The following is a 16,599-nucleotide window of genomic DNA, read 5'->3' as shown; positions in this document are numbered from 1 at the left end:
TGACGTACCGTCAGGAAGGCAGCTGTTCCACGACGCTGGTGCCGGAACCCTCCTGGGACTCCCATGCCCAGCTCTCCTCCAGTCGAACGCGCCCGTCCGGCAGCTCCACCACGAGCGAGTCGCAATGCCCGGAAGAGGTCGTTCCGTCCTGCTTCAGCTGGACGTACCGGAAGTCGAGCCGGTCCCCCGCGCGCGTGCCGACGAGAAACCCGCGCACGACGTCCCCGCCCGCGTACTCGGCCCAGATCCGGCCGTCCTCCTCGTGGTACGTGAACCGGGTACGCGTCCCGACCTGACCGGGGGCCTGGTCGGCGACCGGCGCGAGGACGAGTCCGTCGAGAGAACGGGGCACGGTGGAGGCTCCCTTACTGGGCGTCGGGGGCTGGGGTTAGGCTGACCGTCAACGTAGAGCACTCGCGGGAGCCCGGACGCACCGGGCTGAGAGGGAGGCTGGCCGGCCTCCGACCGTACGAACCTGATCCGGGTCATGCCGGCGAAGGGAGGGGCTGGACGCCCATGTCGCGTACACGCAGTACGGGCAGTACAGGCAGTACCCGCAGCGCAGGCGGTACCTCCGACGTTCTCGTCGTCGGGGGCGGCATCATCGGCCTGGTCACCGCCTGGCGGTCCGCGCAGCGCGGGCTCAGCACGGCGGTCGTGGACCCCGAACCGGGCGGCGGGGCCGCCCGCGTGGCGGCCGGGATGCTCGCCGCCGTCACCGAACTCCACTACGGCGAGGAGACCCTGCTCGCCCTCAACCTCGCTTCCGCGCGCCGCTACCCCGCGTTCGTCGCCGAACTCGAGGAAGCCACCGGGCACGACGTCGGCTACCGCGCCTGCGGCACGCTCGCCGTCGCGCTCGACGCCGACGACCGGGCCCATCTGCGCGATCTGCACGCCCTGCAGATCCGCTCCGGCCTGGAGTCGGAGTGGCTCAACGGGCGCGAGTGCCGCCGCCTCGAGCCGATGCTCGCCCCGGGCGTGCGCGGCGGACTGCGGGTCGACGGCGACCACCAGGTCGATCCGCGCCGCCTCGCCGCCGCCCTGGTCACCGCCTGCGAGCGGGCCGGGGTGGTCTTCCACCGGAGCCTCGCCGAACGCCTCACGGTGGTACGGGACCGGGCCACGGGCGTGACGCTCGCCGACGGCGCCGAGCTCACCGCGGACCAGGTCGTCCTGGCCGCGGGCAGCCTCAGCGGCCGGCTCGCGGGCGTACCGCCGGAGGTCCTGCCGCCCGTACGACCCGTCAAGGGACAGGTCCTGCGGCTGACCGTGCCGCCCGCGTTCGCGCCGTTCCTGTCCCGGACCGTCCGGGCGGTCGTGCGCGGCAGCCACGTCTACCTCGTCCCGCGCGAGAACGGCGAGCTGGTCGTCGGCGCGACCAGCGAGGAGCTGGGCTGGGACACCACCGTCACGGCGGGCGGGGTGTACGAGCTGCTCCGCGACGCCCACGAGCTGGTCCCCGGCCTCACCGAGCTGCCGCTCACCGAGACCCTGGCGGGCCTGCGCCCCGGGTCGCCGGACAACGCGCCGCTGCTCGGCCCGACCGCGCTCGACGGCCTCCGCCTCGCCACCGGGCACTACCGCAACGGCGTGCTGCTCACGCCCGTCACCGGCGACGTCATGGCCGAGTTCCTCACCACCGGCGTGCTTCCCGACGAGGCCCGCCCCTTCACTCCCCGCCGCTTCTCCCCCGTACGACAGGAGCAGCCCGCATGACCGCCACGAACACGACCGTCTCCGTCAACGGCGAGGCGCGTGTCCTCGCCGCGCCCACGACCCTCGACGCCCTGGTCACCACGCTCACCACCGCGCCCTCCGGCGTGGCGGCGGCCGTCAACGAGACCGTCGTGCCGCGCAGCCAGTGGTCCGCGACCGTCCTCGGCGAGGGCGACCGGGTCGAGGTCCTCACCGCCGTCCAGGGAGGCTGAGCGCGATGTCCGACGACACCTTCCTCCTCGGCGGTACGGAGTTCTCCTCCCGGCTGATCCTCGGCACGGGCGGCGCCCCGAGCCTGGAGATCCTCGAACGCTCCCTGGCCGTCAGCGGCACCGAGCTGACCACCGTCGCCATGCGGCGGCTCGACCCGACCGTGCGGGGCTCGGTCCTCTCCGTCCTGGAGAAGCTCTCGATCCGCGTGCTGCCGAACACGGCGGGCTGCTACACGGCGGGCGAGGCGATCCTGACCGCGCGCCTGGCCCGGGAGGCGCTCGGCACCGACTGGATCAAGCTGGAGGTCATCGCCGACGAGCGGACCCTGCTGCCGGACCCGGTCGAGACCCTCGACGCGGCCGAGACGCTGGTCGACGACGGCTTCATCGTCCTGCCGTACACCAACGACGACCCGGTCCTCGCCCGGAAGCTGGAGGACGTGGGGTGCGCGGCGATCATGCCGCTCGGCTCGCCGATCGGCTCCGGGCTCGGGATCCGCAACCCGCACAACTTCGAGCTGATCGTCGATCGCGCGGGCGTCCCGGTGATCCTGGACGCGGGCGCGGGCACGGCCTCGGACGTCGCCCTCGCGATGGAGCTGGGCTGCTCGGCGGTCATGCTCGCCTCCGCGGTGACCCGGGCGCAGGACCCGGTCCTGATGGCGGAGGGGATGCGGCACGCGGTGGAGGCGGGCCGCCTCGCCCACCGGGCGGGCCGGATCCCGCGCCGGCACTTCGCCGAGGCCTCCTCCCCCACGGACGGCCGCGCGGTCCTGGACCCGGAACGCCCCGCGTTCTGAGCCCGCGGGAGCCCTTCGGGCCCGAGGCGCGCCGTGCGTCGCGTCACAGGTGTGCTGCGGTCGGGCCGGTGGGGAACGGGGTGTCCTCACCGGCTCGTAAACTCGGGGCCGTGGACACGACCCTTCAGGACCCCCTCGTCGGGCAGCTGCTCGACGGCCGCTACCGCGTCGACGCGCGCATCGCCGTCGGCGGGATGGCCACGGTCTACCGGGCCGTCGACACCCGGCTCGACCGGGTGCTCGCGCTCAAGGTGATGCACCCGGCCCTCGCCACCGACGCCGCCTTCGTCGAGCGGTTCATCCGCGAGGCCAAGTCCGTCGCCCGGCTCTCCCACCCCAATGTGGTGGGGGTCTTCGACCAGGGCGCGGACGGCGCGTACGTCTATCTGGCCATGGAGTACGTCGCCGGGTGCACCCTGCGCGACGTGCTGCGCGAGCGCGGGGCGCTCCAGCCGCGCGCCGCGCTCGACATCCTGGAGCCGGTGCTCGCCGCGCTCGGGGCCGCGCACCGGGCCGGGTTCGTGCACCGGGACATGAAGCCGGAGAACGTCCTGATAGGGGACGACGGCCGGGTGAAGGTCGCCGACTTCGGTCTCGTACGGGCGGTCGGCTCGGCCACCAACACCACGGGGTCGGTCCTGGGCACCGTCTCGTACCTGGCGCCGGAGCAGATCGAGCACGGCACGGCGGACACCCGCGCCGACGTGTACGCCTGCGGTGTCGTCCTGTACGAGATGCTGACCGGCTCCAAGCCGCACTCCGGGGACACCCCCGCCCAGGTCCTCTTCCAGCACCTGAACACCGACGTCCCGGCCCCCTCGGCGGCCGTGCCCGGCCTCGCCCTCGAACTGGACGAGCTGGTGGCGACCGCCACCGCCCGCAACCCCGAGGTCCGCCCGTACGACGCCGTCGCGCTCCTCGCGCACACCCGGGAGGCCCGGGCGGCCCTCGGGGACGCGCAGCTGGACGCCGTACCGCCGCAGGCGCACGCCGAGGACCGTACGGGGGCGGAGGACCGGACCAGCGTGATCCCCCGGGTCGCGCCGGCGGCCGCGCTTCCCGAGGACGACGTCCAGCACACCAGCCGGCTCCCGATGCCGCCGCCCGAGCTCGGGCCGGAGCTCCGCTCCGAGGGCCGGGCGGAGCGCCGGGACCGTGGCCGGCGCCGGCCGCGCGGTCCGCTGCTCGTCGTCGTCGCCGTCCTGCTCGCTCTGGGGATCGGCGGGGGCGTCTGGTACATCAATTCCGGCCAGTTCACCCGCGTCCCGGCCGTCCTCGGCCAGACCGAGGAGAAGGCGACCAAGCGGCTCACGGACGCGGGGCTCGACGTCCGCGCGACGAAGCGGGCGTTCAGCGACGTGTACGAGCGCGGCACGGTCATGGCCACCGACCCGGCCTCGGGCCAGCGGATCCGGGGCAACGGCACGGTCACCCTCACCATCTCCCGGGGCCCGGAGATCGTGAAGGTCCCCCGGCTCAAGGGGAAGCCGCTGGCGCAGGCCAAGCGGCTGCTCGCCGACGAGGGCCTGCTGGTCGGCGTGACGACGACGGCTTTCAGCCAGGACGTCCCGCAGGGCGCGGTGATCAGCTCCGACCCGGAGCCGGGCACCGAGCGCAGCCCCGACTCGGCCGTGGCGCTCGTGGTCAGCAAGGGCCGCCCGATCGACGTCCCCGACGTGGCCGGCGACTCGGTGGCCGACGCCACGAGCACGCTCCAGGACGCCGGGCTCAAGGTGGAGATCGCGAGCGAGCAGATCCACTCCGCCGAGGCGGCCGGCACGGTCGCCGCCCAGTCGCTCGCGGAGGGCAGCCGGGCCGCCCAGGGCGACCGGATCGTCCTCACGGTCTCCAAGGGGCCGCGGATGATCGAGGTCCCCGACGTGACGGGCGAGTCGACCGACTCCGCGCGCACGAAGCTGGAGGCGGCGGGCTTCGAGGTGAAGGTCGAGAAGACCTTCCCCTTCCTCGGCGACACGGTCTCCGGCCAGTCCGTCGAAGGCGGCACCACCGCGCCCGAGGGCTCCACCATCGCCATCACGATCAAGGGACTGTAAGAACTCATGCGCAACCCCGTCGGCGGTCATGTCCCCGTGGCCGGCGGTCTCGCCACGGTCGGTCTCGGCTACGCCCGCGAACTGGGCGCGGAGACGGTCCAGGTCTTCGTCGCCAACCCGCGCGGCTGGGCCACGCCCGTCGGCAACCCGGCGCAGGACGAGCTGTTCCGCGCCGGGTGCGAGGCCGAGTCCCTGTCGGCCTGGGTGCACGCCCCGTACCTGATCAACTTCGGCTCCCACACCGAGGCCACCGTCGAGAAGTCGGTCGAGTCGCTCCGGCACTCGCTGCGCCGGGGCCGCGAGATCGGGGCGAAGGGCGTGGTCGTGCACACCGGCTCGGCGACCGGCGGCCGTCCGCGCGCGGAGGCGCTCGCGCAGGTACGGGAGCGGATGCGGCCGCTGCTGGAGGAGCTGACGCACCCGGACGATCCGTTCCTGCTCCTGGAGTCGACGGCCGGGCAGGGCTTCTCGCTCTGCTCGCGCGCCGAGGACTTCGGCCCGTACTTCGAGGCACTCGACCATCACCCGAAGCTCGGGATCTGCCTCGACACCTGCCACATCTTCGCCGCGGGACACGATCTGACCGGCCCGCACGGCATGCGGCAGACGCTCGACGAGCTGGTGGCGACGGTGGGCGAGGGCCGGCTGAAGCTGATCCACGCCAACGACTCCAAGGACGTCGTCGGCGCGCACAAGGACCGGCACGCGAACATCGGGGCCGGGCACATCGGCGAGGACCCGTTCCGCGAGCTGATGCGGCACCACGCGACCGAGGGCGTGCCGCTGATCATCGAGACGCCGGGCGGGAAGGAAGGCCACGTCGCGGACGTGGAGCGGCTGAAGAAGCTCCGGGGCTGAGATTCCCGTGGCGGAATACCCCTAGGGGGTATACGGTTCCTGCGTAGGCAGCAGGAACCGCCATCGGTCATTGGGGGAACCCATGCAGTACGAAGCGCACGCCGACCCGCACGCCCGCCACGACGGACACGACCACGGACAGGGCCACGGACAGCCCCCGGCCAAGGCCAGCTGGTCCATGGCGATGAAGGCCACCCTGCACTGCCTGACCGGATGCGCCATCGGTGAGGTCCTCGGCATGATCATCGGCACCGCGCTCGGCTGGGGCAACGCCCCGACGATGGTCCTGGCCATCGCCCTGGCCTTCTTCTTCGGCTACTCGCTCACGCTCTGGGCGGTCGTCCGTGCGGGCCTGAGCCTGAAGGCGGCCATCGGCGTCGCGCTCGCCGCCGACACGCTCTCGATCACCGTCATGGAGCTCGTCGACAACGGAGTGCTGCTCCTGGTGCCGGGCGCGATGGACGCACACCTCTCGGACGCGCTCTTCTGGGGCGCCCTGGCGTTCGCCTTCCTCGTCGCCTTCCTGATCACCACGCCCGTCAACAAGTGGCTGATCGGCCGCGGCAAGGGCCACGCGGTGGTCCACCAGTACCACCAGCACTGAGCGAGCACTGGTACTGGCACCGGCACCGATCAGAGTTCCGGGCCGTCCCCCGGCTCCTCCTGGTACGAGTACCGCTGTTCCTTCCAGGGGTCGCCGAGGTTGTGATAGCCGCGCTCCTCCCAGAAGCCGCGGCGGTCGGCGGTCATGTACTCCACGCCCCGGACCCACTTGGGACCCTTCCAGGCGTACAGGTGAGGCACCACGAGCCGCAGCGGGAAGCCGTGCTCGGCGGTGAGCAGCTCACCGTCCTTGTGGGTGGCGAACATCGTCTGGTCGGAGGCGAAGTCGGAGAGCCGCAGGTTCGCGCTGAAGCCGTACTCGGCCCAGACCATCACATGCGTCACGTTGCCGGCCGGCGGGGCCAGATCCAGGATCGTCCGGGCGGGCACCCCACCCCATTCGGCCCCGAGCATGCTGAATTTCGTCACGCAGTGCAGATCGGCCACGACCGTCGCGAACGGGAGGGCCGAGAACTCCTCGTGGTTCCAGCACCGCTTGTCGCCGTCCGCCGTCGCCCCGAAGACCCGGAACTCCCAGCGGTCGGGCTTGAACTTGGGGACGGGGCCGTAGTGGGTGACCGGCCAGCCGCGCTGCAGCCGTTGCCCCGGCGGAAGATCCGTCTGCCCTGCTTCCCGGTGTACCCCGCTCTCCGGCTGACCCATGTCATCCATGGTGACAGACCGCGAGGGGTGGTCATGACCAGCCAACCTCCCCAGCAGGGCAGCTTTGGGGCAACTCCCACTAAGCCTGCACTTACTGGACGGTCCCCAACCGTGGTGCAAGGATGCGGCCATCCTGCCCAGTCACGACTTAGACATGCGTGGAAGGAGCCTCTGCGATGCAGGGCGACCCCGAGGTCCTCGAGTTCCTCAACGAGCAGCTGACCGGCGAGCTGACGGCCATCAACCAGTACTGGCTGCACTACCGCATCCAGGACAACAAGGGCTGGACCAAGCTCGCCAAGTACACCCGCGAAGAGTCCATCGATGAGATGAAGCACGCGGACAAGATCACCGAGCGCATCCTGATGCTCGACGGTCTGCCCAATTACCAGCGGCTCTTCCACGTACGCGTCGGCCAGACGGTCACCGAGATGTTCCAGGCGGACCGCCAGGTGGAGGTCGAGGCGATCGACCGCCTCAAGCGCGGGATCGATGTCATGCGGGCCAAGGGCGACATCACCTCGGCCAACCTCTTCGAGGAGATCCTCGCGGACGAGGAGCACCACATCGACTACCTCGACACGCAGCTGGAGCTGATCGAGAGCCTGGGCGAGGCGCTGTACATCTCGACGCTGATCGAGCAGCCGAGCTAGCTCGGCCGGCTTTGGATCGGGCAGCTTCGAATCGGCCGGCTTGGGATCAGGCGGCTTCGGACAGCTCGTCCGGCTCGTTGATCTCCGCCGTCAGGGCGGGGATCCCCTGGTCGATCAGATCCCGGCGCGGGCAGTTGCCGCGCCCGAGTATGGCCTGGATGCGTCGTACGCAGGAACCGCAGTCCGTTCCCGCCTTGCAGGCGGAGGCGATCTGGCGGGGCGTGCAGGCGCCCGCGTCCGCGTGTTCCTTGACCTGCTTCTCGGTGACTCCGAAGCATGAGCAGACGTACACGCGGATTCACCTCCCGCCGAGATCGATAAGGCTAACCTAACCTTACCCGGCACGTCCGAGGTGTAAAGCTCTGCATATGACATGGGGCGCGGATCACAGTGATCCGCGCCCCATCGTCGTACGAAGCTACTTACTGATCGCGGTACATCTCCGCCACCAGGAACGCCAGGTCCAGGGACTGGCTGCGGTTGAGGCGCGGGTCGCAGGCCGTCTCGTAGCGCTGGTGCAGGTCGTCGACGAAGATCTCGTCGCCGCCGCCCACGCACTCGGTGACGTCGTCACCGGTGAGCTCGACGTGGATGCCGCCCGGGTGGGTGCCGAGGCTCTTGTGGACCTCGAAGAAGCCCTTGACCTCGTCGAGCACGTCGTCGAAGCGGCGGGTCTTGTGCCCGGAGGCCGCCTCGAAGGTGTTGCCGTGCATCGGGTCGGTCACCCAGGCGACGGTCGCGCCGGAGGCGGTGACCTTCTCGACCAGCTCCGGGAGCTTGTCCCGGACCTTGTCGGCGCCCATGCGGACGATGAAGGTCAGCCGGCCGGGCTCGCGGTCCGGGTCGAGCCGGTCGATGTACGTCAGCGCCTCGTCGACCGAGGTCGTCGGGCCCAGCTTGATGCCGATCGGGTTCGCGATCCGCGAGGCGAACTCGATGTGGGCGTGGTCGAGCTGGCGGGTGCGCTCACCGATCCAGACCATGTGGCCGGAGGTGTCGTACAGCTTGCCGGTGCGCGAGTCGGTACGCGTGAGGGCGCCCTCGTAGTCGAGCAGCAGCGCCTCGTGGGAGGCGTAGAACTCGACGGCCTTGAACTCGGCCGGGTCGGTGCCACAGGCCTTCATGAAGTTCAGGGCGTTGTCGATCTCGCGGGCGAGCGCCTCGTAGCGCTGACCCGACGGGGACGACTTCACGAAGTCCTGGTTCCAGGCGTGCACCTGGCGCAGGTCGGCGTAGCCACCGGTGGTGAAGGCGCGCACCAGGTTGAGCGTGGAGGCGGAGGCGTTGTACATCCGCTTCAGGCGCTCGGGGTCCGGGATGCGGGCCTTCTCGTTGAAGTCGAAGCCGTTGACGGAGTCGCCGCGGTACGTCGGCAGGGTCACCCCGTCGCGGGTCTCGGTGCCCTTGGAGCGAGGCTTGGAGTACTGCCCCGCGATGCGGCCGACCTTCACGACGGGCACGGAGGCCGCGTACGTGAGGACGGCGCTCATCTGGAGCAGCGTCTTGAGCTTGGCGCGGATGTGGTCGGCGGAGACGGCGTCGAAGGCCTCGGCGCAGTCGCCGCCCTGGAGCAGGAACGCCTCGCCACGGGCGACGGCTCCCATACGGGCGCGCAGCTGATCGCACTCGCCCGCGAAGACGAGCGGCGGATACGACTCGAGGTCCGCGATCACATCGCGCAGAGCCTCGGCATCGGGGTACTCGGGCTGCTGCGCCGCGGGAAGGTCTCGCCAGGTGTTGCCACCGGTTGCGGTGGTCTTAGCGTTCACGGTCACAACCACCACATTACGGTGTCCGGCGCCCTGTCCATCGCGCCGCCCAATGGCTGAGACACGCGTCCGCTATGTCCGATGGTGATGGTCACCCCTTCGGGTGGTGTTACCCTCACGCGCGTTTAAACAACTGAGACCTAAATACTTCACAGGGGTGGGCGTGAGCCAAGGGCACCGCAGGGACCGCAAGAAGAGACGGCTGCTTTACGGTGCGGCGGCGGCCGTCGTCGCCACGGCGACGATCGGCACGATCGCCGTCGCGTCTCCGGGCATCCTGACCTCCTCGGACGGCAAAGCGGGCGGGGACCCCTCGCTGCAGTCGCAGTTCGCGGCGGCCGCGGATGAGTTCGACGTTCCGCAGAACGTGCTGATGGCGGTGTCGTACCGGCAGACGCGGTGGGAGTCGCACGACGGGCAGCCCAGCGTCACCGGCGACTACAACGTGATGGGCCTGACGAAGGTCGACCCTGAGGACGTCGAGGACTCCGACGAGCACGTCGACCACCTCGTGAACGGCGCCGGAGACCCGTCGGTCGACAAGAAGGTCGACAAGAAGAAGCTGCTGGCGCCGCTGCCGAAGGGGGACGTCGACACCGACGACCCGAAGCTGCACACCCTGGACAAGGCGGCGGAGCTGATCGACAGCTCGGCCGAGACCGTCCAGAAGGACACCGGCGCTTCCATCCGTGCCGGTGCGGCGCTGCTCGCCGAGTACCAGAAGCAGGCCGGCGCCGAGCTGTCGGACAAGCCGGGCGACTGGTATCCGGCGGTGGCCCGCTTCAGCCAGTCCGAGGACCGCAAGGGCGCCGACCAGTTCGCCGAGCGCGTCTTCGAGTCGATCAAGACGGGCGAGGCCGAGATCACCGCCGACGGCGAGCAGGTCGTCCTGCCGGCCGATCCGACGGCCGAGCCGGTCAAGCCGGCGAACGTCCCACTGGCCGCGACGTCCGCGGCCACCACGGCGACCGCCGAGTGCCCCACCGGCCTGGCCTGCTCGTACAACTCGGCGGCCTACGCCCAGGACCTGGGCAACTACAACATCGCGAGCCGTGTCCCGTACGGCACCGGCGGCTTCGACATCCGCCAGATCGTGATCCACGACGTCGAGGGCACCCACGACGGCGCGGTCTCGGTGTTCAAGGACCCGAACAGGTGGGCCAGCGCCCACTACATCGTGCGCTACGACGGCCGCGTCACGCAGATGGTCGAGACCAAGAACGAGGCGTTCCACGCCGGCAACAAGACCGTCAACATGCACTCGATCGGCATCGAGCACGAGGGCTACGCCATCAAGGGCGGTGGCGGCTGGTACAAGGAGTCGCAGTACGACACCACCGCGGCGATGGTGAAGTACCTGGCGGGGAGGTACAACGTCCCGCTGACCCGCGAGCACATCATCGGCCACGACGAGGTTCCGGGCGTCCTCGACTCCAAGGCCGCGGGCGTCCACTGGGACCCGGGCCCGTTCTGGGACTGGAACCGCTTCATGGCCAAGATCGGCGCCCCGACCGGCGCCGAGGGGGCGGGCGGTCTGCTGAAGGTCGGACAGACGGTCCGCGTGGTGCCGCCGTTCACGTCGGCGAACCAACCTTCGCTCTCGTACACCGAGTCCGTCAACGGCACCGTCGTGCGGAAGACCGCTCCGGCCCAGCCGACGAACTTCGGGTACCTCTACTCCGAGCCCGTCGCCGACTCCGCCAAGGTGATCAAGGACCCGTACATCTCCGGCGCCGTCTGGAACAGCGGCGACAACTGGGGCAACAAGGTCGTCGCCGGCAGCCAGTACGTCGTCGCCGACGTCCGCACCGACTGGACCGCCATCTGGTACGGCGGCCAGAAGGCCTGGTTCCGCAACCCCGGCGGCCAGTACACCTCCCTGGTGAACACCGCGCAGACCGTGGTGAAGCCCGCGGGCACGACCGCGGTCAAGGTCTACGGTCGCGCCTACCCGGAGGCCGCGGCGTACACGGGAACGGGCGTGAGCGTCCAGGACAAGAACTCCGACCCGCTGACCAAGTACACGATCCCGGCGGGCCAGGCGTACATCGCCGCGGGCGCCGAGGTCGCCGGTGACTACTACTCCAGCGCGTACAACACCGACGGAACCCGCGTCCAGGGGACGACCAAGTTCATCCCCATCCACTACAACCACCGCATCGCGTGGGTGCAGTCCACGGACGTCCAGGTGGTGGCGGCGGCAACGCCCGCCGCGACGAACAACCGCTACAACCTGCTCGCCCGTGACGCCTCCGGTGTCCTCTGGCAGTACCAGGGCACCGGCAGCGCCACAGCGCCGTTCCTCACCCGGTACCGGGTCGGCAGCGGCTGGAACATGTTCAACGCCATCACCCCGATGACCGCGCTGCGCGCGGACGGCATCGGGGACATGGTCGCCCGGGACCCGGCCGGCGTCCTCTGGTACTACCAGGGCACCGGCAACCCGTCCGCGCCGTTCAAGGGCCGGCTCAGGACCGGTGGCGGCTGGCAGATCTACGACAAGATCATCGGCACCCGGGACCTGAACGGGGACTCCATACCCGACCTCATAGGTCGCGAGAAGTCCGGCGTCCTGTGGTTCTACAAGGGGACCGGCAACCCGGCCACCCCGTTCGCCGCGCGCGTCCGGGTCGGCGGCGGCTGGCAGATGTACAACCAGCTCGTCTCCACCGGCGACCTCAACGCCGACGGCAAGGCCGATCTCATCGCCCGCGACTCCGCCGGGAACCTGTGGTTCTACAAGGGCACCGGCAGCTCCACCACGCCGTTCGCCGCGCGCGTCAAGGTCGGTGGCGGCTGGCAGACGTACAACCAGCTCGTCGGACCGAGCGACCTGAACGGCGACGGCAAGGTCGACCTCATCGGCCGCGACACGACCGGAGCGCTCTGGTACTACAAGGGCACCGGCAGCGCGACCGCCCCGTACGCCGCCCGTACCAAGGTCGGCAGCGGCTGGCAGATCTACAACCTGATCTTCTGATCCACAGGTTGGCTTCAGGGGCCCGGCTCGCACCGTCCATGGTGTGAACCGGGCCCCTTCGCGCTGCCCGGCTGCGTTACAGTGCTCGCATGTTCGCGCAGACGACCCTGAACTGGTGGTGGCCCGCTCCTCCGGCGGCCTCCTGACTGCGCGTACCCCCACACCACACGCGAAGGCCGCCCGAGAGGGCGGCCTTCTGCGTTCCCAGGGCCGTTCCTCTCCGTCTCCCGGAAGGAACACACCCCATGGACCTCTCCCGTCTCCTCGACGACGCCTGTCCGCCCTTCGCCCTGCTCCGCAGGCGCACCCCCGGGCGTGACCACGACACCGTCGAGGTGCTGATCGGCGCGGTGCACGAGGCCGAGCGCCTCGCCGACCTGCCCGTCGGTGAGCTGCCGACCCTCGCCCTCGTGCCGTTCCGGCAGATCCGTGAGCGCGGATTCGACGTCCGCGACGACGGCACCCCGCTCTCCGTGCTCATCGCCGAGGAGACGTACGAGCTGCCGCTCGCCGACGCGCTCGCGCAGCTGCCGACCCACGCGGTACGGGTCGAGGGCGGCGGGTTCGACGTGTCGGACCAGGCGTACGCCGGGACCGTGCGGCGCGTGATCGAGGAGGAGATCGGCGCGGGCGAGGGCGCCAACTTCGTCATCCGGCGGACGTACACCGGGGAGATCCCCGGCTTCGGGCGCGCCGACGCGCTCGCGCTGTTCCGGCGGCTGCTCGCGGGTGAGCGGGGCGCGTACTGGACCTTCGTCGTCCACACCGGCGACCGGACCCTGGTCGGCGCGAGCCCGGAGGTGCACGTGCGGATGGCCGGCGGCACGGTCGTCATGAACCCGATCTCCGGCACGTACCGCTACCCGGCCGGGGCCGCGCCGACCCCCGAGGATCTGCTGACGTTCCTGGCGGACCGCAAGGAGACCGAGGAGCTCTCCATGGTGGTCGACGAGGAGCTGAAGATGATGTGCACGGTCGGCGACATGGGCGGGGTGGTGATCGGGCCCCGGCTCAAGGAGATGGCGCACCTCGCGCACACCGAGTACGAGCTGCGGGGCCGCTCCTCCCTGGACGTGCGGGAGGTGTTGCGGGAGACGATGTTCGCGGCGACGGTCACCGGCTCTCCGGTGCAGAACGCCTGCCGGGTCATCGAGCGGCACGAGGCCGGCGGTCGGGGTTACTACGCGGGCGCCCTGGCCCTGCTCGGCACCGACGAGAACGGGCTCCAGACCCTGGACTCGCCGATCCTCATCCGTACCGCCGACATCTCCCGCGACGGGGCCCTGCGCGTACCGGTCGGCGCCACGCTCGTCCGCCACTCCGACCCCGACGGCGAGGTCGCCGAGACGCACGCGAAGGCGGCCGGGGTGCTCGCGGCGCTCGGGGTGCGGGAGGGGCGGCCGCGGGACGAGGCGCCGGTGGCGGTCCGGCTCGCGGACGATCCCCGGGTGCGGGCGGCGCTGGACGCCCGGCGGGCCGACCTGGCGCCGTTCTGGCTGCGGATGCAGGTCCGCTCCGCCGAGCTGACCGGCCACGCCCTGGTGATCGACGCCGAGGACACCTTCACCGCGATGCTCGCGCACCTGCTGCGCTCCTCGGGCCTGGAGGTCTCCGTCGTCCGCTACGACGAGCCGGGGTTGCGGGAGCTGGCGCTCGCCCACGAAGGCCCGGTGGTGCTCGGCCCGGGGCCGGGGGATCCGTCCGACGCCACCGATCCGAAGATGCGTTTCCTGCGCGGGCTCACCGCCGATCTCGTACGGGACCACCGGCACGGTCTGCTCGGCGTCTGCCTCGGCCATGAGCTGATCGCGGCCGAACTGGGCCTGGAGATCGTCCGCAAGCGCACCCCGTTCCAGGGCGCGCAGGTGCGGATCGATCTCTTCGGGCAGGAGCGGACGGTCGGCTTCTACAACAGCTTCACGGCCCGCTGCGACGAGCGGACCGCCACCGAGCTGGCCCTGCACCGGATCGAGGTGAGCCGGGACGAGGAGACGGGCGAGGTCCACGCGCTGCGCGGGCCGGGCTTCGCGGGCGTGCAGTTCCACCCGGAGTCGGTGCTGACGATGGAGGGCGCGGAGCTGACCGCCTCCCTGCTCGCCGGCGTGCTCGTCTGACCTCGATCTAGGAGTCGGAGGCCGGGACCAGGACGTTCTCGCTGCGGCGGCCCGCCGCGTAGTCGAGGACGTTCTGGACGGTCGTGTCCACGATCTGGCCGACCGCGTCCACGGTGTAGTACGCCTGGTGCGAGGTGACCACCACGTTCGGGAAGGTCACCAGGCGGGCCAGGGTGTCGTCCTCGACGACCTCCAGGGACTTGTCGAGGAAGAAGAGCCCCGCCTCCGCCTCGTACACGTCGAGGCCCACGCCCGCGAAGCGGCCCGCGCGGAGTTCGGAGACCAGGGCCTCGGTGTCGATGAGGCCGCCCCGGCTGGAGTTCACCAGGATGGCGTCGTCCTTCATCGTCCGCAGCGCGGCCGCGTCGACGATGCGCCGGGTCGCAGGGAGCAGCGGCACGTGCAGGCTGACCAGGTCGGACTCGGCGAGGAGCCGCTCCTTCTCGACGTACTTCATGCCGAGTTCGACGCACGCGGGGTTCTCGGCGACGTCCCAGCCGAGGAGGTTCATGCCGAAGCCGTGGGCGATCCGGGTGAAGGCCTCGCCGATCTTCCCGGTGCCGAGGACGCCGACCGTACGGCCGCGCAGGTCGCGGCCCATCAGCCCGTCGAGCCGGAAGTCGAAGTCGCGGGTCCGGTTGGAGGCGCGGACGATCCGCCGGTTGACGGCCATCGCCAGGGTCCAGGCGAACTCGGCGACGGAGTACGGCGAGTAGTACGAGACCCGGGCGACGGTGAGGCCGAGCTGGGCGGCCACGTCGAGGTCGATGTTGTTGAAGCCGGTGGAGCGCTGGGCGATCAGCTTGGTCCCGCCGGCGGCGAGGGTACGCAGGACCCGGGCGCCGAGGTCGGCGTTGACGCTGGTGGAGACGGCTTCGTAGCCGGTCGCGATGGCGGCCGTGTCCTCGGTGAGGAACACGTCCAGGCAGCGGACGTCGTGGTGTCCCGCGAAGGCCTTCTCGATCAGCGGCTTCTCGTCGGCCTGCACGCCGAATGCCAGGATGTCCACGGATCCGCTCCCGGGGGTTCTGCCGGAATTGTCTGGTCACCGGCGAATATACGGTTCCCGGGAGCGGTCCGCGTGAGCTGCCGTCCCTGTCGGCGGCGCTCAGCCGAAGAAGACGCCCACCTCCGCGTAGAGCGCCGGATCGACGGTCTTGAGCCGGGCCGTGGCCTCCGAGATCGGGACGCGGACGATGTCGGTGCCGCGCAGCGCGACCATCCGCCCCCAGTCGCCGTCCCGGACGGCGTCGATCGCGTGCAGCCCGAAGCGGGTGGCGAGCCAGCGGTCGAAGGCGCTGGGCGTGCCGCCGCGCTGCACATGGCCGAGGACCGTGGTCCTGGCCTCCTTGCCGGTCCTGCGCTCGATCTCCTTGGCGAGCCACTCGCCCACGCCGGAGAGCCGCACGTGTCCGTACGAGTCGAGGGTGCCGTCCTTGAGGACCATGTCCCCGTCCTTCGGCATCGCGCCCTCGGCGACGACCACTATCGGGGCGTAGGTGGCCCGGAAGCGGGAGTGGACCCAGGCGCAGACCTGGTCGAGGTCGAAGCGCTGCTCGGGGATGAGGATGACGTTGGCGCCGCCCGCGAGACCGGAGTGCAGCGCGATCCAGCCCGCGTGGCGGCCCATCACCTCCACCACCAGGACCCGCATGTGGGACTCGGCGGTGGTGTGGAGCCGGTCGATGGCCTCGGTGGCGATGCCGACGGCCGTGTCGAAGCCGAAGGTGTAGTCGGTGGCGGAGAGGTCGTTGTCGATGGTCTTCGGGACGCCCACGCAGCGGACGCCGTGCTCGTCGACGAGCCGGGCGGCGACGCCGAGGGTGTCCTCGCCGCCGATCGCGATCAGGGCGTCGATCTCGTACTTGGCGAGGTTCTCCCTGATCCGCCGGACGCCGTTGTCGGCGGTGAACGGATTGGTGCGGGAGGAGCCGAGGATCGTGCCGCCGCGCGGCAGGATGCCCCGGACGGCGGGGATGTCGAGGGGTACGGCGATGCCCTCCAGAGGCCCGCGCCAGCCGTCGCGGAACCCGGTGAACTCGTAGCCGTACTCCTGGACGCCCTTGCGGACGATGGCGCGGATGACCGCGTTGAGACCGGGGCAGTCGCCGCCTCCGGTCAGTACGCCGACGCGCATGGAGCCTCTCCTTCGCCGTGGCGGACGTGGTTACGAC

Annotated in this window: 15 protein-coding genes and 1 riboswitch; of the genes, 9 read left to right on the top strand and 6 right to left on the bottom strand. The window is 70.8% G+C overall.

The features are described 5' to 3' along the window. Positions 1 to 10: 10 nt before the first annotated feature. The gene (locus ACWCO8_RS30575) at positions 11 to 352 is read right to left on the bottom strand and encodes a hypothetical protein (protein ID WP_451034972.1); all 342 of its coding nucleotides are present in this window, start codon (positions 350 to 352) and stop codon (positions 11 to 13) included. Positions 353 to 406: 54 nt separating this feature from the next. Next, a riboswitch (TPP riboswitch) is annotated at positions 407 to 519 on the top strand. Between ACWCO8_RS30575 and thiO the strand changes: the two genes are divergently transcribed. The 6 genes from thiO (at position 517) to ACWCO8_RS30545 (ending at position 6,247) form a co-directional block, all read left to right on the top strand. Then, positions 517 to 1,719 (top strand): glycine oxidase ThiO, encoded by a 1,203-nt coding sequence (gene thiO / locus ACWCO8_RS30570; protein WP_451034971.1) that lies wholly within the window; start codon positions 517 to 519, stop codon positions 1,717 to 1,719. (Overlaps the previous riboswitch by 3 nt.) Beyond that, on the top strand, positions 1,716 to 1,931 hold the full coding sequence (thiS, locus tag ACWCO8_RS30565) for a sulfur carrier protein ThiS (protein ID WP_362013340.1): 216 nt from the start codon (positions 1,716 to 1,718) through the stop codon (positions 1,929 to 1,931). Before thiO ends, thiS begins: the two co-directional genes overlap by 4 nt. 5 nt (positions 1,932 to 1,936) lie before the next feature. Further along, the gene (locus ACWCO8_RS30560) at positions 1,937 to 2,731 is read left to right on the top strand and encodes a thiazole synthase (protein ID WP_362013342.1); all 795 of its coding nucleotides are present in this window, start codon (positions 1,937 to 1,939) and stop codon (positions 2,729 to 2,731) included. A gap of 110 nt (positions 2,732 to 2,841) precedes the next feature. Continuing rightward, the gene (gene pknB / locus ACWCO8_RS30555; protein ID WP_451034970.1) at positions 2,842 to 4,785 is read left to right on the top strand and encodes a Stk1 family PASTA domain-containing Ser/Thr kinase; all 1,944 of its coding nucleotides are present in this window, start codon (positions 2,842 to 2,844) and stop codon (positions 4,783 to 4,785) included. Positions 4,786 to 4,791: 6 nt separating this feature from the next. Then, positions 4,792 to 5,643: a deoxyribonuclease IV gene (locus ACWCO8_RS30550; RefSeq protein ID WP_362013345.1), complete on the top strand. Its 852-nt coding sequence runs from the start codon at positions 4,792 to 4,794 to the stop codon at positions 5,641 to 5,643. An 82-nt stretch (positions 5,644 to 5,725) separates the two neighbouring features. After that, positions 5,726 to 6,247, top strand: a complete 522-nt coding sequence (locus ACWCO8_RS30545) for a DUF4396 domain-containing protein (RefSeq protein ID WP_451034969.1) — start codon at positions 5,726 to 5,728, stop codon at positions 6,245 to 6,247. A 29-nt stretch (positions 6,248 to 6,276) separates the two neighbouring features. On the opposite strand, the gene ACWCO8_RS30540 is transcribed toward ACWCO8_RS30545, so the two are convergent. After that, positions 6,277 to 6,909, bottom strand: a complete 633-nt coding sequence (locus tag ACWCO8_RS30540) for a sulfite oxidase-like oxidoreductase (protein WP_451034968.1) — start codon at positions 6,907 to 6,909, stop codon at positions 6,277 to 6,279. Positions 6,910 to 7,085: 176 nt separating this feature from the next. Between ACWCO8_RS30540 and bfr the strand changes: the two genes are divergently transcribed. Beyond that, positions 7,086 to 7,562 (top strand): bacterioferritin, encoded by a 477-nt coding sequence (gene bfr, locus ACWCO8_RS30535; protein WP_362013351.1) that lies wholly within the window; start codon positions 7,086 to 7,088, stop codon positions 7,560 to 7,562. A 46-nt stretch (positions 7,563 to 7,608) separates the two neighbouring features. Here the strand turns inward: bfr and ACWCO8_RS30530 are convergent, their stop codons facing one another. Both ACWCO8_RS30530 and ACWCO8_RS30525 read right to left on the bottom strand, forming a co-directional pair. After that, a complete protein-coding gene (locus tag ACWCO8_RS30530) occupies positions 7,609 to 7,854 on the bottom strand; it encodes a (2Fe-2S)-binding protein (RefSeq protein WP_451034967.1) in 246 nt (81 codons plus the stop codon). Between the two features lie 130 nt (positions 7,855 to 7,984). Continuing rightward, positions 7,985 to 9,337 carry a class II 3-deoxy-7-phosphoheptulonate synthase gene (locus tag ACWCO8_RS30525; RefSeq protein ID WP_362013354.1) on the bottom strand — a complete coding sequence of 451 codons (1,353 nt, stop codon included), beginning with the start codon at positions 9,335 to 9,337 and terminating at the stop codon, positions 7,985 to 7,987. A 157-nt stretch (positions 9,338 to 9,494) separates the two neighbouring features. Here ACWCO8_RS30525 and ACWCO8_RS30520 point away from each other — a divergent pair, with 157 nt between their 5' ends. Both ACWCO8_RS30520 and ACWCO8_RS30515 read left to right on the top strand, forming a co-directional pair. Beyond that, positions 9,495 to 12,311 (top strand): N-acetylmuramoyl-L-alanine amidase, encoded by a 2,817-nt coding sequence (locus tag ACWCO8_RS30520; RefSeq protein ID WP_451034966.1) that lies wholly within the window; start codon positions 9,495 to 9,497, stop codon positions 12,309 to 12,311. Positions 12,312 to 12,556: 245 nt separating this feature from the next. Then, positions 12,557 to 14,425, top strand: a complete 1,869-nt coding sequence (locus ACWCO8_RS30515) for an anthranilate synthase family protein (RefSeq protein WP_451034965.1) — start codon at positions 12,557 to 12,559, stop codon at positions 14,423 to 14,425. Positions 14,426 to 14,432: 7 nt separating this feature from the next. Here the strand turns inward: ACWCO8_RS30515 and ACWCO8_RS30510 are convergent, their stop codons facing one another. Together ACWCO8_RS30510 and ACWCO8_RS30505 are read right to left on the bottom strand one after the other, a co-directional pair. Continuing rightward, on the bottom strand, positions 14,433 to 15,434 hold the full coding sequence (locus ACWCO8_RS30510) for a 2-hydroxyacid dehydrogenase (protein ID WP_451034964.1): 1,002 nt from the start codon (positions 15,432 to 15,434) through the stop codon (positions 14,433 to 14,435). A 99-nt stretch (positions 15,435 to 15,533) separates the two neighbouring features. Next, entirely contained in the window at positions 15,534 to 16,562 is a 1,029-nt protein-coding gene (locus ACWCO8_RS30505; RefSeq protein WP_451034963.1) for a 6-phosphofructokinase, read from the bottom strand. Positions 16,563 to 16,599: the final 37 nt, after the last annotated feature.

The sequence above is a fragment of the Streptomyces sp. NPDC001927 genome, from assembly GCF_053594455.1.
The sequence above is the reverse complement of the archived record's forward strand: the minus strand, read 5'-3'. Positions and strand labels throughout refer to the sequence as shown.

Coding starts and splice junctions, on each gene's coding strand:
- ACWCO8_RS30515 (WP_451034965.1), top strand. CDS start 12,557: ATGGACCTCTCCCGTCTCCTCGACGACGCCTGTCCGCCCTTCGCCCTG.
- thiO (WP_451034971.1), top strand. CDS start 517: ATGTCGCGTACACGCAGTACGGGCAGTACAGGCAGTACCCGCAGCGCA.
- bfr (WP_362013351.1), top strand. CDS start 7,086: ATGCAGGGCGACCCCGAGGTCCTCGAGTTCCTCAACGAGCAGCTGACC.
- ACWCO8_RS30545 (WP_451034969.1), top strand. CDS start 5,726: ATGCAGTACGAAGCGCACGCCGACCCGCACGCCCGCCACGACGGACAC.
- ACWCO8_RS30560 (WP_362013342.1), top strand. CDS start 1,937: ATGTCCGACGACACCTTCCTCCTCGGCGGTACGGAGTTCTCCTCCCGG.
- thiS (WP_362013340.1), top strand. CDS start 1,716: ATGACCGCCACGAACACGACCGTCTCCGTCAACGGCGAGGCGCGTGTC.
- ACWCO8_RS30505 (WP_451034963.1), bottom strand. CDS start 16,562: ATGCGCGTCGGCGTACTGACCGGAGGCGGCGACTGCCCCGGTCTCAAC.
- ACWCO8_RS30540 (WP_451034968.1), bottom strand. CDS start 6,909: ATGGGTCAGCCGGAGAGCGGGGTACACCGGGAAGCAGGGCAGACGGAT.
- ACWCO8_RS30550 (WP_362013345.1), top strand. CDS start 4,792: ATGCGCAACCCCGTCGGCGGTCATGTCCCCGTGGCCGGCGGTCTCGCC.